General features: G+C 61.1%; 18 protein-coding genes. 15 read left to right on the forward strand and 3 right to left on the reverse strand.

The genetic code is table 11. The features are described from left to right. The 3 genes from AC0L24_RS30690 to AC0L24_RS30700 form a co-directional block, all read left to right on the forward strand. On the forward strand, window positions 1-1,530 hold a 1,530-nt coding region (locus AC0L24_RS30690; protein WP_473564719.1), incomplete at its 5' end, for a VCBS domain-containing protein. 180 nt (window positions 1,531-1,710) lie between these two features. Then, complete coding sequence (locus AC0L24_RS30695; protein ID WP_292659355.1) at window positions 1,711-3,405, forward strand: type I secretion system permease/ATPase; 1,695 nt, start codon at window positions 1,711-1,713, stop codon at window positions 3,403-3,405. Window positions 3,406-3,424: 19 nt separating this feature from the next. Continuing rightward, on the forward strand, window positions 3,425-4,762 hold the full coding sequence (locus AC0L24_RS30700; RefSeq protein ID WP_292659345.1) for an HlyD family type I secretion periplasmic adaptor subunit: 1,338 nt from the start codon (window positions 3,425-3,427) through the stop codon (window positions 4,760-4,762). A gap of 131 nt (window positions 4,763-4,893) precedes the next feature. Here AC0L24_RS30700 and AC0L24_RS30705 read toward each other — a convergent pair whose 3' ends face one another. After that, window positions 4,894-5,022 (reverse strand): hypothetical protein, encoded by a 129-nt coding sequence (locus tag AC0L24_RS30705; RefSeq protein WP_473564720.1) that lies wholly within the window; start codon window positions 5,020-5,022, stop codon window positions 4,894-4,896. 236 nt (window positions 5,023-5,258) lie between these two features. Between AC0L24_RS30705 and AC0L24_RS30710 the strand changes: the two genes are divergently transcribed. The 12 genes from AC0L24_RS30710 (at window position 5,259) to AC0L24_RS30765 (ending at window position 17,398) form a co-directional block, all read left to right on the forward strand. After that, window positions 5,259-6,281 (forward strand): LacI family DNA-binding transcriptional regulator, encoded by a 1,023-nt coding sequence (locus tag AC0L24_RS30710; protein WP_292659343.1) that lies wholly within the window; start codon window positions 5,259-5,261, stop codon window positions 6,279-6,281. A gap of 189 nt (window positions 6,282-6,470) precedes the next feature. Next, entirely contained in the window at window positions 6,471-7,484 is a 1,014-nt protein-coding gene (locus AC0L24_RS30715; RefSeq protein WP_292659341.1) for an SIS domain-containing protein, read from the forward strand. A gap of 28 nt (window positions 7,485-7,512) precedes the next feature. Next, a complete protein-coding gene (locus AC0L24_RS30720; RefSeq protein WP_473564721.1) occupies window positions 7,513-8,835 on the forward strand; it encodes an ABC transporter substrate-binding protein in 1,323 nt (440 codons plus the stop codon). An 88-nt stretch (window positions 8,836-8,923) separates the two neighbouring features. After that, window positions 8,924-9,805, forward strand: a complete 882-nt coding sequence (locus AC0L24_RS30725; RefSeq protein WP_292659337.1) for a carbohydrate ABC transporter permease — start codon at window positions 8,924-8,926, stop codon at window positions 9,803-9,805. Continuing rightward, the gene (locus AC0L24_RS30730; RefSeq protein ID WP_473564722.1) at window positions 9,802-10,662 is read left to right on the forward strand and encodes a carbohydrate ABC transporter permease; all 861 of its coding nucleotides are present in this window, start codon (window positions 9,802-9,804) and stop codon (window positions 10,660-10,662) included. The genes AC0L24_RS30725 and AC0L24_RS30730 overlap by 4 nt, the downstream gene beginning before the upstream one ends. Before the next feature lie 21 nt (window positions 10,663-10,683). After that, a complete protein-coding gene (locus tag AC0L24_RS30735; protein WP_473564723.1) occupies window positions 10,684-11,538 on the forward strand; it encodes a sugar phosphate isomerase/epimerase family protein in 855 nt (284 codons plus the stop codon). Beyond that, window positions 11,535-12,392: a PfkB family carbohydrate kinase gene (locus AC0L24_RS30740; protein ID WP_292659332.1), complete on the forward strand. Its 858-nt coding sequence runs from the start codon at window positions 11,535-11,537 to the stop codon at window positions 12,390-12,392. The genes AC0L24_RS30735 and AC0L24_RS30740 overlap by 4 nt, the downstream gene beginning before the upstream one ends. 122 nt (window positions 12,393-12,514) lie before the next feature. Further along, window positions 12,515-13,660 (forward strand): NAD(P)/FAD-dependent oxidoreductase, encoded by a 1,146-nt coding sequence (locus AC0L24_RS30745; RefSeq protein ID WP_473564724.1) that lies wholly within the window; start codon window positions 12,515-12,517, stop codon window positions 13,658-13,660. Beyond that, entirely contained in the window at window positions 13,661-13,813 is a 153-nt protein-coding gene (locus tag AC0L24_RS30750) for a hypothetical protein (RefSeq protein WP_473564725.1), read from the forward strand. A 341-nt stretch (window positions 13,814-14,154) separates the two neighbouring features. After that, window positions 14,155-14,982 carry a transporter substrate-binding domain-containing protein gene (locus AC0L24_RS30755; RefSeq protein WP_473564726.1) on the forward strand — a complete coding sequence of 276 codons (828 nt, stop codon included), beginning with the start codon at window positions 14,155-14,157 and terminating at the stop codon, window positions 14,980-14,982. A 144-nt stretch (window positions 14,983-15,126) separates the two neighbouring features. Continuing rightward, window positions 15,127-16,407 (forward strand): NAD(P)/FAD-dependent oxidoreductase, encoded by a 1,281-nt coding sequence (locus tag AC0L24_RS30760; RefSeq protein ID WP_473564727.1) that lies wholly within the window; start codon window positions 15,127-15,129, stop codon window positions 16,405-16,407. A 19-nt stretch (window positions 16,408-16,426) separates the two neighbouring features. After that, the gene (locus AC0L24_RS30765) at window positions 16,427-17,398 is read left to right on the forward strand and encodes an amino acid ABC transporter permease (RefSeq protein WP_128289861.1); all 972 of its coding nucleotides are present in this window, start codon (window positions 16,427-16,429) and stop codon (window positions 17,396-17,398) included. Window positions 17,399-17,471: 73 nt separating this feature from the next. Here the strand turns inward: AC0L24_RS30765 and AC0L24_RS30770 are convergent, their stop codons facing one another. Beyond that, complete coding sequence (locus AC0L24_RS30770; protein WP_473564728.1) at window positions 17,472-18,986, reverse strand: protein adenylyltransferase SelO; 1,515 nt, start codon at window positions 18,984-18,986, stop codon at window positions 17,472-17,474. 551 nt (window positions 18,987-19,537) lie between these two features. Then, window positions 19,538-21,479: putative bifunctional diguanylate cyclase/phosphodiesterase (locus tag AC0L24_RS30775; protein WP_473564729.1), on the reverse strand; the 1,942-nt coding region annotated here is incomplete at its 5' end.

Here is a 21,479-nt window from a genome sequence, read left to right on the forward strand (position 1 = left end):
GACAGCATCACGGTTGCGACCGCCGACGGCACCTCGCAGCTCATCACCGTCAGCATCCTGGGCACCAACGACGCGGCCATCATTACAGTAAACGGCGCCGAGGACCTCTCGGTGACGGAAAAGAGCGGCGTCGCCAACGGCACGCCCGGCGATGCGACGACCTCCGGCGATCTCAACGCGACCGACGTCGACAATCCGGCGACCTTCAACACGCAGACTGGTGTGGCCAAGACCTATGGCATGTTCTCGATCGATGCGAACGGGACCTGGGGCTACACGCTGAACGACAACAACTCGGCGGTTCAGGCGCTCAACACAGGCGGCACGCTGCACGAGCTGGTGACTGTTACGACTGCCGATGATACGCAGAAGGTGATCGACATCACTATTCATGGCGCCAACGATGCAGCGGTGCTGTCGTCTGCCTCGGTCAACCTGACCGAGACCAACTCGGCAACCGACATCTCGACCAGCGGCACGCTGACGGTCAGCGACGTCGACAGCCCTGCGACCTTCGTCGCCCAGGTCGGCACCGCCGGAACCTACGGCAGCTTCGGCATCAATACGGCCGGTGCCTGGACCTACGCGGCAAGCTCCGCCCACGACGAGTTCGTCGCCGGACAGCACTACACAGAAAGCTTCGACGTGATGAGCGCCGATGGCACTCACACATTGGTCGCCATCGACATTCTGGGGACCAGCGATGCCCCGCTGCGGTTTGCTCCGACGGATATCCAACTCACGCCCGCCACCACCACCGGCGATGTCATTTTTAGCGCGTTCCAATTCACAGGAACGCTGACCGCAACCGACCCGGACCCCGGGAGCTTTGTTTTCAGCGTCGTCTCGCAATCGGATACTGGACTGTTTTCGATCGCCGGCAACACACTCAGTTCGGGAGATCTTTCGCCGAGCAAGGCATTCTCCGTCACCGTGCAAGCGACCCAGGTGGGCGACCCGACCGGGATCCCCTATCAATATACCGAGACGTTCCAGGTCATCACCGGCAGCAATGGCAACACAGCCGAAAATCTCAGTAACCCCGCGGGCGGCGACGACATCCTCTACGGCAATGGCGGAGCAGACTCGATCTTCGGCCTGGCTGGCAATGATACATTGTTCGGCGAGAGTGGTAACGACACTCTGTCCGGCGGAGATGGCAATGACAGGCTAGTCGGCGGAGTCGGAGCTGACACGCTCACTGGCGGCTTGGGATCCGATACCTTCTATTATGGAACAACAGTTTCGGATTCCGCGCCGGGTGGTGGAAATTTCGACACCATTACTGACTTCGTGCACGGGGTCGACAAGATCGACCTGTCCTCGATCGACGCCAGTGGAACCGCCGGCGACCAGGCCTTCCTGTTCGGAGGGCTGAATGCCGCCACCGTCGCCAACAGCATCACTTGGTCGGAAAGCGGCGGCAATACGATCGTCCGTGCCGACATCACCGGCAACACAACCGCCGATTTCCAGATCACGCTAACGGGTATCGGGCTTGGACTGACAGCGAGCGACTTCGTGCTTTGAAAACGAGAGGTGAGCTGCATTGCAGCTCACCTCCCTTTGCCGGTTCCTGATTCAGCTTACGAATTAAGGTTTACGGCAGGGATAAGAAGGAACCACGTGGCCGACTGAAGGATCAGGAGTAATATCAGCCTGGTCACATGAAGGTGGACAGGGGGGCGGTTCTCCGCTGGGTATTTGAGCATCGACAGAAAATCTCGAATTGTGAAGGATGCGCTTGGGGCATGCCGCCGCTATTTCCTGGTTGCGGCGGCATTCAGCCTTGCGATCAATCTGCTCTACCTCGCGTCGCCACTGTATATGCTGCAGATCTACGACAGGGTCGTCACCAGTGGCAGCGAAACCACGCTGGTGATGCTGACCCTGGTGTTGCTGGCGGCCTTCCTTTCGTTGGCCGGGCTCGATCTGGTGCGCGCCTCCGTGCTGACGCGTGCCAGCGCGCGGCTCGACCGGTTGCTCTCGGCAAAAGTCCTCGCCGCGTCGGTCGAGACCCCATCGCCGGGCTCGTCGCAAAGCCAGCCGATCCGCGATTTCGACACGTTCAGGCAGGTGATCACCGGCAGCGGCATCCATGCCCTGTTCGACCTGCCATGGTCGCCCATCTACATCGGCATCATCTTCCTGCTGCATCCGTGGCTCGGCTTCTTCGCCCTGGGCTGCTCGCTGCTCTTGATTGCCATGGCGGTGCTCAACGAATATATCGTGCGTTCGCCGCTGAAGCAGGCCAATGACCTGGCCACGGCCAACTATAACTTTACCGAGATGAGCCTCAGAAACGCGGAAGTGGTTCGCGCCATGGGGATGATCGACGGTCTCATCCGCCGCTGGGGGCGCGACCGTAACCTGGCGCTGCGGCGTCAGGCGGAGGCAAGCGATCGCGCGGCCCTGATGTCGGGCCTGATCCGTTTCCTGCGGCTCACCATGCAGTCACTGATCCTCGGCCTCGGCGCCTATCTGGTGATCGAGCGGCAGATCACCGGCGGCACCATGTTCGCGGCGAGCCTCTTGCTGGGCCGGGGGCTGCAGCCGGTCGAGCAGATTGTCGGCCTTTGGCGCAGCCTGATCCTGGGGCGGGCGGCGTTGGCAAGGGTCGAGAAGCTGGTCGACGGGGGCGCGCAGAACGAAAGATCGTTCAACCTGCCGAAGCCCACCGGCAAGATTTCGGTCGAGCAGGTCAGCTTTGCAATCGCCAGCCAGCAGAAAGTGCTACTCCGGGACGTATCGTTCCGGCTGGAAGCCGGCGAGACGCTGGGAATCGTCGGCCCTTCCGGCGCCGGCAAGTCGACGCTGGCGCGTCATCTCGCGGGCGTCATGCAACCCAGCCGCGGCACCGTCAGGCTGGATGGGGCCGACCTGTCGCAATGGGGGCACGACGCGCTCGGCGACCACATCGGCTACTTGCCGCAGGATATCGAACTCTTCTCCGATACGGTCGCCGCCAACATCGGGCGTTTCAAGACCAATGTCGACCAGGAGGTGATCGAGGCCGCGCGGCTCGCCGGCGTACACGAGATGATCATTCGCTTGCCGCAGGGCTATGAGACCCAGATCGGCGAAGGCGGCGCAGTGCTGTCAGGAGGATATCGGCAACGGATCGCTCTTGCCCGGGCGGTGTTCGGGACGCCGAACCTGATCATTCTCGACGAGCCGAGCTCCAATCTCGACGCCGATGGCGACCGCGCGCTGAGCGACTGCGCGATTGAGCTGAAGCGCCGCGGCAGCACGGTGATCATCGTGTCGCATCGGCCCTCGACCCTAGCGAATGTCGACAAGATCCTTCTGTTGCGCGATGGCGCGGTCGAGGCCTTCGGCATGAGAAACGAGATCGTGGCGCTGCTCAACCAGCGCGCGGCTCCAATGGCGGTGGCAACGCAATGAGCCGTGTTTGGAGAGAGCGATGAGCGACGGCGCCCTTACCTACCAGAGCCTGCCTGGCGAGGCCGGCATTCTCGCCCCGGATTCGATCCGGGTGCCAGCCTATATCGGCCTGCTGATCATCGTTGCCTTCTTCGGCGTCTTCGGTGGCTGGGCAGCCTTTGCCCCGCTGAACGGCGCCGTGCTCGCCGACGCCATCGTTAAGGTGGAAGGCAATCGCAAGAGCGTGCAGCACTTCGACGGCGGAACGGTGAAGGAGATCCGCGTCAAGGATGGCGACGTCGTCAGGAAGGGCGACATAATGCTGAAGCTGGACGACACCAGGATACGGTCCGAGTTCAATCTCTATGCCCAGCAATATGCGCTGCTGCGTGCAACCGATGCCAGGATCCGGGCCGAGCTGGATGGCAGCGAGGCTGTTGCCTTCCCGAAGGACATCCTCAAGGAGCACGAGGCCTACCTTAGGGATGCGATGGCAAACCAGATCGCCGACCTGGAAAGCCAGCGCGCCTCGATGGCCGGCGCCAGACAGATCCTCGAGCGGCGGATTGCCGAGCTCGAGGAGCAGATCCAGGGCAAGCAGGCTCGTGTCCAATCCTACCAGGCCCAGATGCAATCGACGGTCGACGAGAAGGCCAGCCTGTCAAAGCTGCTCAAGGCTGGATTGACGACCCGCTCGCGCATTCTGGAATTGGAAAGATCGGCCTCGGATCTGCAGGGCCTGATCGACGAGAACCTCGGCGCGATAGCCGGCAGCCAACAGAGCAAAGCCGAGCTCAAGGGCCAGATCGCCCAATTGACCTATGAGCGCCGAGCCAAGCTGTCGGCCATGCTGATCGATACGCAATCGGGCCTTGCCGACCTCGTGCCCAAGATGTTTGCCGCCCAGGCTGCCATCGACCGAGCCGAAGTGCGCGCGCCCTATGACGGCCAGGTGATGGATCTCAGCGTCTTCTCGATCGGAGCGATCGTGTCGCCAGGCCAGACAATCCTCGACATCGTGCCGACTGAGAATTCGTTGATCGTCCAGGCGCAGGTTCGCGTCGAGGACATATCGAACCTACGACCCGACATGGCAGCCGAAGTTCGTTTCACATCATACAAGCAGCGCTCGATTCCTACAATTCATGGACGCATCACGCGCATTTCGGCGGATCGCATAACCGACAGCAAAACCGGGTTTCCCTACTATCTTGCCGACGTAGCGGTCGATCCGGTGGAATTGGCCGCTGCCCCTCAGATTGCGCTTTATCCGGGAATGCCTGCATCAGTCATGATCGTTACCGAGGAACGCACCGCACTCGACTATATTTTGGGTCCGTTGGTTGTGTCGTTCCATTCCGCCTTTCGCCAGAAATGACGGAGTTCGTAAATCTCCCCCCGATGCCATTTCGACTGATGGTCGGGGCCTCTGAGCGGCCGATTCCCAGGGATGTAGCCGTTTAAACAGGGTCCGCCGCCGGCGCCCTAATAGGCGGCGGACTCTATGCGCTAATGCCGGTCATTTAAAAAGGCTTCACGAAGCACCGAATTCCAATCCGTGCCGATAAGCTTGATCAGATCGCGCGCATCCAGCTCTGAAATACCGACTTCTTCAGATAAACGTCGTGCAAGCTCCACACGTCCATGTCCATCCTTTTCGGGCCAGGAGAAGGCTTAGTGCGGTGAACCGATCGGCCAGAGTTCAGGGATCCGGTCTTTCTTCCAAAATCAATGACAGAGACGCTTTGAGGAAAGAGCGTGCACAAGCTGTGTTGGCAGTTTGAGAATTCGCCGATATGCCGCACAACGGGAAATGCAACGCCGAGCCGGAACACGACCTGAGCAATTTCAGGGTCGCAGGAGGACAAGTAGCCGTGACGCAGAAGGGGATCACCTTAAAGGAGGTTGCTGCCGCGGCCAATGTGTCGCGCGCTACGGCCGCGCGGGCGCTCAACAGCTACGGTTATGTCGGCGACGAGACCGCACTGCGGGTGCTGGAGGCGGCTGAAAGACTGGGCTATCGGGCCAATCTCGTAGCGCAGGCCCTCCGCAGCGGTCAATTGCCGATCGTCGGCTTCGTGCCCGGCGACATCCAGAATCCGTTCTTCGCACGCATCGCGCACGACATCGAGGTGGAATTGCGCAAGCACCGCCACAACCTGCTGATCGCCAGCAGCGAAGAGAATGTCGAACAGGAAAAGGAGTTGCTTGAGAGTCTGCGCTCACTGAGCATCCGCGGCTTCATCTTGGCGCCGACCTCAGCGACCGACAGCGAGCATATCGTGCGGCTGGTGCGTGACGGCGCACCGGTCGTGCTGATCGACCGCGTCGTCAAGGAGGTGCACTGCGACAGCGTCGTCGTCGACAACGAGGGCGGCGCGGGCGAGGCCGTGGACTACCTCGTCGCCAACGGTCACAAACGGATCGGACTGTTGCGCGACGAATCCCGTATCTTCACCGCGCAGGAACGTCTTGCCGGCTACCGGAATTCACTGCAGTCGCATGGCATCGCGCTGGATGAATCGCTGATCAGCGTCTCGCGATCGACAGTAGAACATGCCGTCGAAGCCACCATCCGCCTGTTCAGCCGCCGTAAACGTCCGACAGCGCTTTTCACGGTGGACAGCCTGATGACGCAAGGCGCTCTTCTGGGGCTGCGCTCAATGGGTCTGTCGATCCCGCATGAAGTGTCGCTGGTCGGCTTTGACGATTTCAATCTCGCCACCTTCACCGACCCGCAGATTACGGTCGTGGCGCAGCCTATCTCCGAGATCGGGCCGCTCGCGGCGAAATTTCTGCTTGAACGCTTAGCCGGCAAGAAGATCGCGCCGCGCCATATACGGTTTCCCACACGCCTGATCGTGCGCGGCTCGGTTGCTCAGTTCAACCGGCGCTGACAACCGCCGGAATCTCCCACTTCCGATAATTTCGCCGCGAGGGGCTTGCCAATAGCGAAATAGCATGTCCATTATCCGATGTGAGATCGATCTCACATCGGCCAAAACTGGTCGAAGACTGGTTAGACGGCCCGTTGACGCTCGCGCCCGGGCAGGGGCCTGCCGCATCCGAGGACAAGGAAGGACGACATGTTGAATTTCGATAGGGACCGCTTCGTAAGGATCCAGAGCGGGGCCGTTGCCATCGCCGGCGAAGCGCGCTCGCTCATGCGCACGCTGCTTGCGGACGGCGTCGAGAGGCTGTTTTTCATGGGCACCGGCGGCGTGCAGCTTCTCACTCTGCCTGCGATTGAACTGGCGAAGCGCTACTCCACGTTTCCGGTGAGCGCCGAATATCCGGCACAGGTCGTACTCGATCCGCCGGGCGGCCTCGATAATAAGGCCGCGGTTGTCATTCCCTCGCTGTCAGGCACGACCAAGGAGGGCGTCGAACTCATGGCTTTCCTGAAAAAGCGTGGCGTGCGCACGATCTCGCTCACCGGCCATTCGGACACGCCGATCGCACAGGAAGCCGACCACAATTTCACGAACTTCGCCGAAGACGACACCTCATCGGAATCATTCTACCTGCAGACGCTGCTGATCGTCCTGGCACTGCTGGCCGAGCGCGGCGAATATGACAGTTTCGACGCTACTGTCGCGGAACTTCAGCTTCTTCCCGGCCTGCTAGCCGATGCGAAGGCGGCCTTCGAGGGCGAGGCCGCGGAACTGGCCGCGACAATCAAGGACGAGACCTACCACATCTTTACGGGCGCCGGGTCGGCGTGGCCGGAAGCCAACTACTACGGCATGTGCATCCTTGAAGAGATGCAGTGGATCCGGACCCGCCCGGTGCATGCCGCCGACTTTTTCCACGGCACGCTCGAACTGGTCGAGCCGGGCGTCAGCGTCTTCGTATTCAAGGGCGAGGATCGCCTTCGCCCACTCGCCGACCGGGTCGAGAATTTCGCAAAGCGCTATACGGACCGCGTCCGTACGCTGGATGCTGCCTCGGTCCACCTGCCGGGCATCTCGCAAGAGGTGCGCGGCATGATCTCGCCGGTACTGCTCGCCACCTTGCTCGAGCGACTGAGTGCGCATCTCGAAGTGCTGCGCAATCACCCCCTGACCACCCGTCGCTACTACAAACGCGTTGAATACTGATCCCCTCTCACCTCTGAAGGAGCTGATTATGAAACGTTCGCTGCAAGTCGTGGCGGTCACAGTGGCCGCGGTATCATCATTGGGCTTTTCGATATGCGGCAGTTCCGCCGCTTCGGCGTCGGTTGCAGCCGATCCCAACGCCAAGGTGGAGTACACCGGCACGCTCTCGGTCCTGACCAAGTTTGGACTTCAGCAACTGTCGCCTTACTTCGCCAACCTGGCGCACCAGTATGAGAAGCTCCATCCGGGCGTGAAGGTCGAGCTCATCCAGGAGAGCGACGACAGCGTGAAGGGCAAGACCAAGACCCTTGTTGCTTCGAACTCGCTGCCCGATGTCTATTTCTCCTGGACCGGCAGCTGGGGCGGCAATTTCGTGCGGGGCAATCGCGCCGTCGACCTGAGCGCGGTCATCGGTCCCGACACCGAATGGGGCAAGACACTCTCTCCCGCGGCCGTCAAGGCGTTCCAATACAATGGCAAGTTCTATGGCATCCCGCTTTATCAGGACGCCAAGTTCATGGGCTACAACAAGCAGATGTTCGGAAAGTTCGGCCTGAAGGCGCCAGCCACTTTCGAGGAATTGCTGACCAGCTGCGACGCCATCCGTAAGTCCGGCGCGACACCGATTTCGTTCGGCAACAAGGAAGCCTGGCCGGCAATCCACTTTGCCGGCCAGTTGCTCGCCTACAATGTGCCGCAGGCAACGCTGGAACGCGACTTCGATCCGGCCACCGCGCAATACAGTGACCCAGGTTACGTCGCGGCGCTGAAGCAGTTCAGCCAGCTTGTCGAGCGGTGCACCGACGGCGCCGGCGTTAACGGCACCTCCTATGCCTCGGCTCTCCAGGCCTTCACCAACGCCCAGTCGGCCATGTATTATCAGGAGATCATCGAGTTCGATCAGGCCGCAACGCCTGATTCAGCGCTAAAGCCCGCCGACTTTGGCTTTTTCAGACTTCCCGTGCCCGGCGGCGCGAAGGGTGACACCAAGTCAATCGAGGGCGCGCCTGAAGGCTACATGATCAGCGCGGCGTCGAAAAACATCCCGCTGGCGATCGATTTCATGAAATTTGTGACGTCGAAGGAAAACGCGCAGGTGCTGTCAGCACCGCCCTATGGCCAGCCGAGCGCCACCATCGGCGGCGCCTCTGAATCCAACATGAGCGTGGCTGTGGTCGATGGCCTCAAGGACATCAACGCGGCCTCCTATCTCATGCCCTGGCTGGACACGGCCAATCCGCCCCGCGTCGCCGCCGTCTGGCTGTCAAGCCTGCAGGCGTTGGCGGGCGGTTCGATGACGCCCGAGCAAGTGATGGACGAGGTGCGCAAGGCCGCATCCGCAGCCAAATAAGCGGACCATGCCCAGGACATCGGACATAATAGAGAGCGGCGCCGTGGTTCACGGCGCTGCCAGATCGCAGAGGCCAAGAAGCCTGCGGGTGCGCTTCGGCAACCTGTTGTCGTTTCGATGGGCGGCAGCGGCACTGATCCTCATCGGCTGGTTCGTCTATTATCCGATCGTTGACAACTTTATCGTCAGCACCACCGATCAGGACATCTATACCGGCGAAGTGACCAATGTCGGCCTCGCCAATTACGACCGGCTTCTGCACGACCCGGTCGTGCTGGTCGCGCTCTGGAACAATTGCCTCTACGCCATCATCTCCGTGGTGTTCCAGGTCTTCGGCGCGTTCCTGCTGGCGGCGATCATCGAGGATCTGAGGAGCGAACGATGGCGCCGTCTGTGGCGCGCCGTGTACTTCGTGCCCTCCGCCATCTCGATCACCGTGACCGGCCTGCTGTTCTACTTCATCTACCAGCCGCAGATCGGTCTGCTGGATGCGGTTCTGAGCCGCGCTGGTCTCAGCCAGTTCGTCATGCCCTGGCTCGGCAACGAGCACACCGCCATCTACGCCATCATTGCCATGAGCCAATGGCAGGGCTTCGGCTATTCGACGCTGCTGTTTGCCATCGCCATTCAAAAAATCCCCCGCGACCTCTACGACGCCGCCACAATTGACGGCGCCGGACCGCTTCGCCGCTTGTGGAGCATCACCTTTCCGCTGACCCGGGAAATGACTGGGCTGATGATCATCGTCACCATAGCCGGCGCTTTCCAGGTCTTCAACGAGGTCATGGTGATGACCGCGGGAGGGCCAAACAACAGCAGCCAGGTGCTGGGCACATGGCTCTACCAGAAGGCATTTATCGAGGACAATTTCGGCTATGGCGCGGCGATTGCCGCCGTCATCTTCGTGCTGACGATGCTGACCGGCGCGGCACAGCTTTGGTACACCAAGCGCCGCAGGGTGCAACTATGAGCGCGACGCTCGCGGCCGGGCACGCCCGGCAGGTAAATGTGTGGGCCGTCGTGGTTCGGACGTTCCTGTACGCATTCCTCGTCTGTCTTGGCGTAGTGGTCATCTATCCGCTGATCTGGATGGCGCTTAGCGGCTTCAAGGACAATGCGCAGATCTTCGGCGATCCCTTCGCCCTGCCTGCCCATTGGTCGTGGAACAATTATGTGCAGGCCTGGAACCAGGGCGTTCGCGGCTATGTGACCGTCTCCGTCCTGGTGACTGTCGCCTCCGCCATATGCACGGTGCTCATCAGCGCCTGGACGGCCTTCGGCCTGACCAGGACCAGGATGCCGGCAAAACCGTTAGTCGTCGCCATTGTACTGGGTGGGTTGATGCTCAGCCCGACCGTGGCGATCATTCCGCTGGTGAAGATGCTGCAGGCGCTCGGGCTATACAACACCTACTGGGCGCTGATCATTCTCTACACGGCGTTTCGGGTGCCGTTCACCACCTTCCTCATCCGTGCCTACATGCTGGATCTGCCGAGCGACCTCGACGAGGCCGCGACGATGGACGGCGCCAGCGAAGGCCAGATCTTTTGGCGCATCACCCTGCCGCTATGCCGCCCGATCATCATCTCGTGCGTCATCCTGCATGTCCTGTTTGCCTGGAACGAGTATCTGTTCGCCATGATCTTCACGAGTGGCAGCGACATGCAGACGCTGCCCGTCGGCCTCACGTCGATTATGGCAACGCACGGGACCAACTATGCCGTGGTGTTCGCGGCCATGACGATCTCGGCCCTGCCCATCCTAATCGTGTTCTTTGCCGCGCAGCGCTACTTCATTCGTGGCCTGTCCGAAGGCATCGGCAAGTAGCCATTCCCGAAAGGACCCTTCATGCCGCAGCTTGCGTTCCATCAACTGATCGGAGCCAATTTCAGCTTCCAGCACTTTCCGTTCGAACGGGTCGCCAAACTGATCCGCGATTTCGGGATGAAAGAGATCGAATTATGGGGCATTGCCCAGCACCTCGACCTGTTCCACGCCACTGACGCGCGCATCGATGCTGTTCGCCGGACGCTCGTTGACAATGGCCTGTCTGCCTGGTGCTTCACTCCTGAGCAGGTGCTGTATCCGATCAACATCGCCTCGGGCGACGAGGTGTTGCGCCGTGACAGCATCAAGCGGTTCTGCCACGCCGCCGACATCTGCGCCGCGCTGGGCGCGCGCTATCTGTTCCTGACGCCCGGTCGAGGCTACGAGGACGAAGCCCAGAAACAGGCATGGGACCGCTCGGTGGACGCCATTGGCGGGATCGCTGGATATGCCGACCAAATCGGTGTGCGCTGCCTGCTCGAGCCCTTGCAGCGCTTCGAGAGCAACATCGTCAATGACGCGGCAGGTCTGCGCCGAATGTTGGACGCGTTGGGCGCGGACAACATCGATATCGTGCTGGATTGCGTGGCCATGGCCACCGCCGGCGACACCGTGTCCGGGTATGTCGACCTGTTCGGCCCACGGCTTGCGCATGTCCATCTTGTCGACGGCACACCAGGCGGGCATCTGGTGTGGGGCGACGGGACGCTGCCGCTCGGCGACTATGTCAGCGAACTGGCGCGCCTCGGCTATGCGGGAAAGCTCACCTTCGAGCCCTTCGGCAACGGCTCCTACGCACTGGATCCGGTAAGGGCCTGGACACGCTGCCTCAGCGCTATCGAGCCTTATCTGAATCGCGCAACGGTGCCAGCATGAATGCGCCGAAGCTGGTCGCGGTCGGCGACAATTGTCTTGACGCCTACCTTACCAACGGTCTGCTCACGGTCGGCGGCAACGCGCTCAACGTGGCCGCGCAATGGCGACGCAATGGCTGGGCGGCACGGTATTTCGGCGCCGTCGGCGAGGATCCAGAGGGCGAGGTGGTGCTTTCCGGGCTTGCCGGCGTTGGCCTGTCGCCGGATGATGTTGAACGGCGACCCGGCGACACGGCCGTCACCTTGCTTCGCGACGAATCCGGCGACCGGAAGTTTCTCCACGAATCCTTCGGAGTTGGTGAAAACTTCATGCCGACGCCGGAGCATTATACGGTTACCGCCGCCGCTGACTGGGTGCATCTCGGCACCAACGCCAACAAGGACCTCGTTCGCCGACTGGTCGCGGATGACGTCCCGTTCAGCATCGACGTCTCGACGGCGCACCTGGCGCAGCCGCTCGAGGGGGTGCCTCTGCTGTTCGCCTCCGGTCCAGATGATGTCGATCAACCGGTCGAGCCGTTGCTCACCGCGCTCCGGGCCGCGGGTGCGCATCGGATCGTCGTGACCTGCGGACGGCGGGGCTCCTATTTCGACGACGGCCAGGGTGTCGTGCATGCGCCGGCCACACTTGTCGACGTGGTCGACACATGCGGCGCCGGCGACAGTTTCATCGCGACATTCCTGACCGCGTTCCGGTTCGAAAGTCTGCGGCCAGCCGAAGCGCTGCACGCCGCTGCGGTGGCGGCGGCGCGGACCTGCACGCATCTCGGCGGGTTTCCGCAGAAGCCGCGTCCCATACCCGACTGGCTGCCAGCCAAATACGCCAGATTCATCACCGACGCCTTGGGAGCGTGACCGTGCCGACACTTCGTTTGCGCCAGCCGGTGGTAGCGCTGCCTTCCGACCGCTCGTTCTGGCTGCAGGATGTCCGCGCCGGCGCGGCCACCGAGCCGCTTCAGGGCAATGAGCGCGCCGATGTGCTGATCGTCGGCGGCGGTTATACCGGTTTGTGGACGGCGCTGCGTATCCGTGAGCTTGCTCCGGCAACGCGGGTCGTCGTGCTTGAAGCCGACCTCTGCGGTTCTGGGGCTTCGGGGCGCAACGGCGGCCAGGTCCACTCATGGTTTGCCGAACTCGATCAGATCAGCGCCGTCGTCGGCCTGGAAGAGGCGCGGCAGCTCTGTGCCGACACGGTGGCGTCAATCGCGGAGCTGAAAACTCTTCAACGAGACGGTACGATCGACATGGATCTACGGCTGGATGGATGGTTGTGGACCGCGAGTTCGTCTGCCCAAGAAGGGGCCTGGGAGAACGCCGTCGCCATGACGGCGGCAGTCGAAGAAAATCGTTTCAAGCCGCTGAAGGCCGAGGACATTGAGCGCCGCACCGGTTCGTCAGCGTCCTATGTTGGCGTCGTGGAGACCAATGCCGGGACGGTGCATCCGGCAAAGCTAGCGATCGGATTGCGAGACCTGGCGTTGGCACGCGGCGTGATCATCCACGAGCGCAGCCCCGTCCTCGACATCGAACCCGGCAGGATATGCAGGGCGCGCACTGCGCAAGGCTTGGTGCAAGCGGAGAAGGTCGTGCTTGCAGCCAACGCATGGCTCTCGGCTTTGCCGGAACTGCGACGTCATCTCTATGTCGTCGGCAGCGAGGTCATCGCCACCGCGGCCGTGCCCGAACTGCTCGACAGCATGGGCTGGCGCGACGGCGCATCGATCTGCGATGCGCAGGCGCAGGTACTGTATTATCAACGCACCAGCCCGGGCAGGGTGGTCTTCGGTCGCGGCAGCGGTACCATTGCCTTCAGGGGGAATTTCGGCGCCAGCTTCAATCGCAGCCCGCTGCACATCCATGATAATGTGCGAGAGCTGCACCGGGTCTATCCGTCGCTGAGAGGCGTGGCGGTCGAGTATGACTGGTCAGGTCCAATCGACTGTGTGCCCGAACACGTTCCGGTGTTCGATCATCTGCGCGATCATCCCAATATCTTTTACGGCATGGGGTTTAACGGGACCGGCATTGCGCAGACGCCGATTGGCGGACGCATCCTGGCCAGCCTGGTGCTGGAGCGAAAGGATCGCTGGAGCGCCAGCGGTCTGGTCGGCATCGAGCGATGAATGTCGCTGCCGCCAGAGCCGTTGCGCTACCTCGGCGCCAAGCTCGTTGGCAGCGCGGTGCATCGCAAGAACGAAGCCGAGATCAACAACCGCAAGGCGGGCAGGATCACCAATCTGGTGGCCGGGCTCAAGCCAGGCCGTCGCAGGAAATAAGCAATCTGCCGAGCACGTTTCGATCTTCCCACCTCAAGAATACGATGGCCGGCCGGCTTAGGTCCGAAAGTCTTGATCCTGCGGCCGTGCCAACATTTTCCACCGCGTCGACCCGACTGAACTCGGGCGAGTTCATCGTCTTCGTCAGCAGACGATCAGCGGCGGATTTGGCCAAACAGTTAAGACAAGCCGGTTTTCCTAGAAAAAGGTCTTGATCCCCTAGCCGATATGTGTGCCTAATTCGACATGAGATCGATCTCATATCGAATTCTCGAATTGCCCTTCTTTACAGAGGAGGGCGCTTTTTGAAGCATGCCTGAATGACGAAGAGGGAGGTTTAAGTGAGGAAATTAATCGCGTGGCTGGCCTTGGCCACTACAACGCTCGTGTTCGCGTCTGCGGCGTCGGCGGGTGAAACCATCGACCGGGTTACCTCGAAGAAGGCAATGGTGGTCGCCACAAACAGCGGCTGGCCGCCGCAGAGTTTCCTCGACGACAGCAATCAGTTGGTCGGCTTCGACATCGACGTCCCGAAGGAGATCGCAAGGCGCCTCGGTGTCGAGGTAAGTTTCGACACGCCCGACTGGGCGACGATGACGGGCGGCCATTGGCAAGGGCGCTACGATCTGGGTGTCGGCTCAGTAACGCCGACCAAAGCCCGGGCCAAGGTGATCGATTTCGAAGGCGTGTATTATTACAGCCCTTACGTGTATGTCGTTCACAAGGACAGCCCGGCCAAATCGGTCGCCGACCTGAACGGCAAGATCATCGGCGTCGAGACCGCCACCACGTCGGAGGATTTCATCCGCAGACAGCTCGAGATCGATGCTCCCGGCCTGCCGCCCATCGAATACAAACTGGAGCCCGGTGAGATCAGGACTTTCGCCGATTCAATGCTGCCGTTCGATGATTTGAGGCTCGGCGACGGCGTTCGCCTCAACGCCGTCATCGCACCAGAACAGACAGCTCAGAACGCGATAAAGAACGGCTACCCGTTGCGTATCCTGGAGGGCGGCTATGCCTTCCGTGAGCCACTGGTGGTGATCGCGGAAAAAGGTGATGCCGAGTGGAATACCAAGATCGGCGGCATTCTCAACGAGATGAAGACGGACGGGACCCTCACGAAGCTGACCACCAAGTGGTACGGCAAGGATTACAGCGCCGACTGAGTAGGGTTTGGACGAAGCGTGAGCGGGATCATCTAAATTGAACATCCCGCTCCATCCGTTTGTTTTTAGCCGCATTTTGAACGAACACCGGGCGGCTCCGCCTGGCTGCAAAATGCTCTGGCGCCGCCACCGTATCATCCGATCATGACATATCCTGACACTTATTACCGACGCACGCTTGCCGACAACATCATCAGACCGCCGCTGAGCGGCGTTTCCGAGTGCGAAACAGTCGTTGTCGGCGGCGGACTGGCGGGCCTGACGACGGCGTTGCAACTGGCTCGCGCCGGCCAGCAGGTCGTCGTGCTTGAGGCGGAGGGCATCGGCTTTGGCGCTTCCGGTCGCAATGGCGGCTTCGTCAATCCCGGCTTCGCCACCGGCCTCGACAGCATCGCCGCGATGGCTGGCGTGGACGCGGCACAAAAACTGCACCGCCTGTCCATCGAAGGAGTCGATTTCGTGCGGCAGACTATCCGTGATCTCGACATCAAGGCGGCAGAGCCGCGCTCCGGTATATTGAGCGTGCTTCGCCACGATGGCGGCGCCGCGCTCAAGGGATATGCCGATCAAATGGCGCGGGATTTCAACTATCGGCTCGACTATCTCGAGCGCGAACAGGTGCGAGCGGTGCTGCATTCCGAGCGCTACCATCAAGGCTTGCGCGATCGGAGCGCCTTCCACATGCATCCGCTCAACTATCTGCGCGCTGTTGCGGGCGAGATCGAACGGCTGGGTGGCAGGATCCACGAAAGATCGTGGGCTATTGAAGCCAATCTTGGCGGCGCGGAAAAGATCGTGCGCACCGGCGGTGGCAACGTGCGCGCGCGCCAGGCTGTATTTGCCACCGGCGGCTACACGGGGCCACTGGTCGGCCGCCTGAAGCGGGCATTCCTGCCGATCGCCACTTACGTCATGGTGAGCGAGGATGCGCCTGACCTGATCGCCGAGGCGATTACGACAACCGACGCCATTGGCGACAACCGTCGCGCTGGCGATTATTACCGCATTGTCGAAGACGGCAGACGCCTGCTCTGGGGCGGGCGCATCACTACGCGGGCAGCCTCACCGGGCGTGTTGGCGCGTCAATTGCGCCGCGAGATGGTGACCACTTATCCGCAGCTCGAAAAGCTCAAGACCGAACTCGCCTGGTCCGGGCTCATGTCTTATGCCCGTCACCTGATGCCCCAAATCGGCGCGTTGCAGCCAGGCGTCTGGTACCTCACGGCTTTTGGTGGCCATGGCATCAACACCACGGCGATTGCCGGCAAGCTGATCGCCGAAGCCATACTGGGAGAATCGGACCGCTACCGGCTGTTCGCACCATTTGGGCTTGCCTGGGCGGGCGGCCCGGCCGGACTTGCGGTCGCGCAACTTACCTACTGGAAGCTGCAGGCGCAGGATTGGTGGCACGAGCGCGCCCACTGACCACAGGGAGATCGATGACGTGATCGGCCGACTGTTGCTCAACCACCCGGACGCGGCACGCCGCGTTGGCGTGTTCTTCGTGCTCGCTGCCATCGCCGCCGGCCTGTACGGACTCGGCATCAAAGCCAGTTGGCTCGGCAAGCTTGTTCCGGGGTCAGTCGCGTGGCTGGCCGCCAACCCTGAGATCGGGCGGGGGGTCTCGGCAGTGCTGATCGCATCGATCCTGGCGGCGAACTGGAACGCGCTGCGGTATCTCAGCCGCAAACAGCAGATCGTGGCTGTGTGGATAGAACTGTTCGTGCTGTTAATGCTGTTTTTCTATTCATTCGACCTGTCGTTCGCGTTCATCGCCAAGAAGATCGGCTTTCTCGTCTCGAAGGGCGTAGTGACGACCCTCTACATTTCGGCCATTTCGATCGCCATCGCCACCCTCATCGCCTTCGTCGGCGCGATCGCCAAACTTTCCCGCAACGGCGTGGTCTATGGCTTGGCGACCTTCTACACCTCTCTGTTTCGTGGCTTGCCGCTACTGATGCAGATCTACATCATCTATCTCGGCCTGCCGCAGATTGGCTACGTCATCGGCGCCGTGCCGGCCGGCATCATGGCGCTGTCGCTCTGCTACGGCGCGTATATGACCGAGATCTTCCGTGCCGGCATCGAAAGCATCTCACGCGGCCAGACCGAAGGCGCTACGGCACTCGGCCTTAGCGCCAACCAGACGATGTTCCTAGTCATCCTGCCGCAGGCGATGCGCGTCATCGTGCCGCCGACCGGCAACCAGTTCATTGCGATGTTGAAGGATTCTTCGCTGGTCTCGGTGGTCGGGGTCTGGGAGATCATGTATCTCGCACGCACACAGGGCCAGACCGAGTTTCGCCACATCGAGATGCTGATCACCGCCTCGATGATCTATTGGCTGCTCTCGATGGGACTCGAGTTCCTGCAGTCGCGGATCGAGGACCGGTTCGGGCGCTCACTCAAGCGCTGATCGTGGTCTCACGACTATAGCTTGCGTGAGGGTCTCCCGCATTTGCACATGTTAAACGGCCATCATGAATGTCTCATGTACCGCAGAATGTCTGTAGGACGCGTTCACCTGGACGTGGCGGGTCAGCATAGCGTCCCATTTCCGGCTGCTCATCGAAGGGCCGCGTGACGACCTCCAGAATCTCCTCGAAAGGTGTGAAGTCGCCGCCCAGCGCCGCCTTGATCATCGCCTCTATGCGATGGTTGCGAGGGATGAATTTGGGATTGACGGCATGCATGACCGATCGGCGCGTGGCCGTGTCGGCTGGTTCGCTGACGATGCGCTCGCGCCACCGCGCCGACCAAACATCGAATGCGCCTGGATCCTGAAACCACTGGCGCGCTGTGCCCTGATCATCCGCAGCGTCTAGGTCGTCGCCCAGGCACCGGAAGCCGAGCGTAAAGTCCGCTTCGCCGCGAGCTAGTACATCCAGAAAATCAGCCGCGAGCTGCAAGTCGCCTTCCGCCTCGGTCAGCAATCCGAGTTTTCTGCGGAAGCCGCGATGCAACACAGTCTCATAGGAGGACTGGAAAGACCCAAGCACCTCTTCGGCTTCAGAGACGGCTTCATTCTCGTCCGTGCTCATCAGCGGCAGCAAAGTCTCGGCAAAGCGTGCAAGGTTCCATGTCGCGACATGAGGCTGGTTGGCATAGGCATAGCGGCCGACGCGGTCGATCGAACTGAACACCGCGCTTGGGTCATAGGCGTCCATGAAGGCGCATGGGCCATAGTCGATCGTCTCGCCCGAGATCGCCATGTTGTCGGTGTTCATGACGCCATGGATGAAGCCGACCAGCATCCAGCGCGCCACCAGATCGGCCTGTGCAGCGACAACGGCCTCCAGCAAAGCGCGGTACGGCCGCGCTTGCCCCGCCAGCCGCTTGAAGTGGCGCTGAATGGTATAGTCGGCGAGGATCTTGAGCCCCCCGGTGTCGTGGCGAGCAGCGAAATATTGGAAGGTGCCTATCCGGATATGGCTGGCCGCCACTCTTGTAAGGACAGCGCCGGGCAGCCGGACCTCGCGATAGACCGGGTCCCCGGTGAGCACTGCCGCCAGGCCTCGCGTCGTCGGAATGCCCAGCGCGGCCATTGCTTCGCTGACGACATACTCGCGCAGGACCGGACCGAGGGCTGCGCGGCCGTCTCCGTTGCGCGAGAACCGCGTTGGTCCCGATCCCTTCAACTGGATGTCACGGCGAATGCCGTTAACGTCCACCACTTCGCCAAGCAGCAGAGCGCGTCCGTCGCCGAGTTGAGGCACGAAGTTTCCGAACTGGTGACCTGCATAGGCCAGGGCGATTGCCTGCAAGCCTTCCGGAAATCTGTTGCCAGCGAGCATATCCACTCCGTCCGGGCTGGTAAGCTGGTCGGCGTCGAGCCCGAGTTCCTTGGCAAGGGGCCTGTTGAACCGGATCAGCCGGGGTTCGGACACCGGCTTCGGATCTGTTCGCGCGAAAAATCGCTCCGGCAATTGCGCATAGCTGTTGCTGAGGGCGGAAAGCCGCATCTGAACCGCTTGGGGTTGTTCAGCGTTCGCAGGTGACGTCATGACAATCTGCTCTGAAGGGGGACCAACAGCTCCCGTTTCGAGGAGCCTTTGTTCACTTGTCATATAGGGACGCAACTTCGCTGGTACCATCCGGATCCATCTGGCCGGCACCGGATAAAAGCTGGGAATCACCCGCCTACGTCGAGGTTCGGGCTACCGTGCTACGACAGGCAACACCGGCAAGCTGACCCCTTCTGCGTAAAGCTGGCGCGATAACCAGATAGAGGGAGCGACGCACCTTGCCAAGGAACTGGCAAGGGCGCTGCTTGCATCTGTGTCCGACGAAAATAGGGGCCGCCTGCTTTGAGTTTTGCTGTTGGCGCGTTTCTCAGGAAACGGCCTATAGGGTGCCCCCTCTAGGCCGCCGGGAAATCACATAAGCGCATTGTCAGGCGGTCGCCCGCCTTGATCTGCCGTCGAAGCGATCCTGAAGTTCCTCTTTCGGCACCGGTCGAATTGACTCACGAGGAACCTTTGCTTTGGCTCACTTCGCCGGCACGCAAGGGCGGAGCACATTGGCGAACCGGCACTCTTACGGAGTGGGCATGACCTTACCCCGCTGCCAACCATTTGCGCGATTGCACAAACGCCGTGAAAGCCTTGGCCTCCATAGGGCGTCCAAAAACATAGCCCTGCAGGATATCGCAGCCTAGTTCCTTCAGGATGCGGGCGTGATCGTTCGTCTCGACACCCTCGGCAATGACTTCGATGCCGAGCGATTTGCCGATCTCAATGATGGACGAGACCAGTTGACGCTGCGGGATCGACTCGGTGACGGGCGTGATCAGTTGACGGTCGATCTTGAGCCGGCGCGGCTGCAGCTTGAGCAAGGACACAATTGAAGCATGGCCGGTGCCGAAGTCATCGATCTCGATGTCGATGCCGAGTTCTTTTATGTGCTCCAGGTTCCACGTGACCAGGTCGTCATTATCATCGAGGAAGATGGACTCAACCAACTCAAACGAAACGGTCCCTTTCTTGAAGGCAAGCTTGCGCAAGCCATGGATCAGATCCTTGTCCTCCAAGCGCTTGGCGGAGACATTGACCGAGACGTGCGGGATGTTGAGACCGCTGCTCGACCAGTGCTCGAAATTCTCTAGCGCCTGTTCCAGGACAGCGCGATCGATGACTGCCACGACGTTGAGTTCTTCGGCCACTTTAAGATAACTTTGGGGGGCCAGGATGCCGCGTGTTGGATGCTTCCAGCGCGACAACGCCTCTACTCCGACGATCTCAAGCGTGCTGGCGTCGAACTGCGGCTGATAGTATGTTGTGAATTCGGCGCGCTCCAGCCCGCCCAGGATTTCGTCGGCAATTTGCTTGGTCCGCACGATCTCGCTTTGCAGCTCTTCGTCAAAGAACTCGTGGCGATTGCGACCACGGCGTTTCGCCCGGTAAAGGGCGAGATCGGCGTTGACCAGCAGTTGCCTGGGTTCGGTTCCGGCGGCGATTCCGATGCTCACTCCGAACCGGCACGGATTGCCCAGAAAATCGACCGGCCGGCGCATCTGCGTGATGATGCGGTCGGCGAGCGCGGAAAGTTGCTTGTCATCACGCCCATGGCTCACCACAACGAACTCGTCACCGCCGATGCGTGCAACAAAATCACCGGGAGTCGTGTTGACCTTGATGACCTTGGAGGCGTGCACGAGCATAGCGTCACCCGCTGCGTGGCCCAGCGTATCATTGATCTGCTTGAAGCGGTCGAGGTCCAGATGCAGCAGTGCCGTACGGGTATCCTTTTCGCTGTTTTCGGCAAGCAACTCATCGAGATAGCGACGGTTGGGCAGACCCGTCAGCGGGTCATGCAGAGCCACATGCTCGACACGCGCTTTGGCGACCTCAAGTTCGGCATTTTTCGATTCTGACAGCTGGCGCTCTCGCATGAGCGTCTCGTTGAGCAGCACGTCGCTGGTCACGTCCCACTCGGCGCCAATCATCTTTGGCGTACCGCCGATGTCCTGGAAGAAGGCTGCGCGCGTGCGCACGTGGCGGGTGCCGCCCTCCGCAAGCAGGACCCGGTATTGCGAGGAATAGGGTCCTTTCCTATCTGCGGCCGACTCGAACTCCTGGCGCGCCCGGTTGAAATCGTCGGGATGAATGGCCGAAGCCCAGTCATGATAGCCGCGCGGTTTGCCATCGGCTGGCTTGCCGTAGATCTGGTTGACGCGATGATCCCATAACAGCTCTTTTGTGGCCAGGTCGTGCTCCCACACGCCGATCCCAGAAGCTTCCAAAGCCAGCTCAAGACGGCCGGACAAGCGTCTGAGCTCGGCATAGTTTTTCTGTCTCTCGCCAAACAGCCGCCCGGCCACCAGGATCGGCAGCACCACCAGCGCGCCGGCAAAGCCTATGAGCCCCCGCAAAATCCAGGCATTCTTTGGAGTGGCTGGCCAGCCCCCCTTCGGTATGGCTGAAATCACCCAGGAGCCCGAAGGCAGTTGCACATCTGCCGACACTGGCTTGCCGGCGAGGACAGTGTCTCCCCCGAAG

It is taken from the genome of Mesorhizobium sp. WSM4809 (assembly GCF_055811655.1).

What these genes read in the sequence shown, in the direction of transcription:
- AC0L24_RS30760 (WP_473564727.1), top strand. Translation starts at nt 15,127, where the DNA reads ATGACATATCCTGACACTTATTACCGACGCACGCTTGCCGACAACATC.
- AC0L24_RS30700 (WP_292659345.1), top strand. Translation starts at nt 3,425, where the DNA reads ATGAGCGACGGCGCCCTTACCTACCAGAGCCTGCCTGGCGAGGCCGGC.
- AC0L24_RS30715 (WP_292659341.1), top strand. Translation starts at nt 6,471, where the DNA reads ATGTTGAATTTCGATAGGGACCGCTTCGTAAGGATCCAGAGCGGGGCC.
- AC0L24_RS30750 (WP_473564725.1), top strand. Translation starts at nt 13,661, where the DNA reads ATGTCGCTGCCGCCAGAGCCGTTGCGCTACCTCGGCGCCAAGCTCGTT.
- AC0L24_RS30735 (WP_473564723.1), top strand. Translation starts at nt 10,684, where the DNA reads ATGCCGCAGCTTGCGTTCCATCAACTGATCGGAGCCAATTTCAGCTTC.
- AC0L24_RS30720 (WP_473564721.1), top strand. Translation starts at nt 7,513, where the DNA reads ATGAAACGTTCGCTGCAAGTCGTGGCGGTCACAGTGGCCGCGGTATCA.
- AC0L24_RS30770 (WP_473564728.1), bottom strand. Translation starts at nt 18,986, where the DNA reads ATGACGTCACCTGCGAACGCTGAACAACCCCAAGCGGTTCAGATGCGG.
- AC0L24_RS30740 (WP_292659332.1), top strand. Translation starts at nt 11,535, where the DNA reads ATGAATGCGCCGAAGCTGGTCGCGGTCGGCGACAATTGTCTTGACGCC.
- AC0L24_RS30730 (WP_473564722.1), top strand. Translation starts at nt 9,802, where the DNA reads ATGAGCGCGACGCTCGCGGCCGGGCACGCCCGGCAGGTAAATGTGTGG.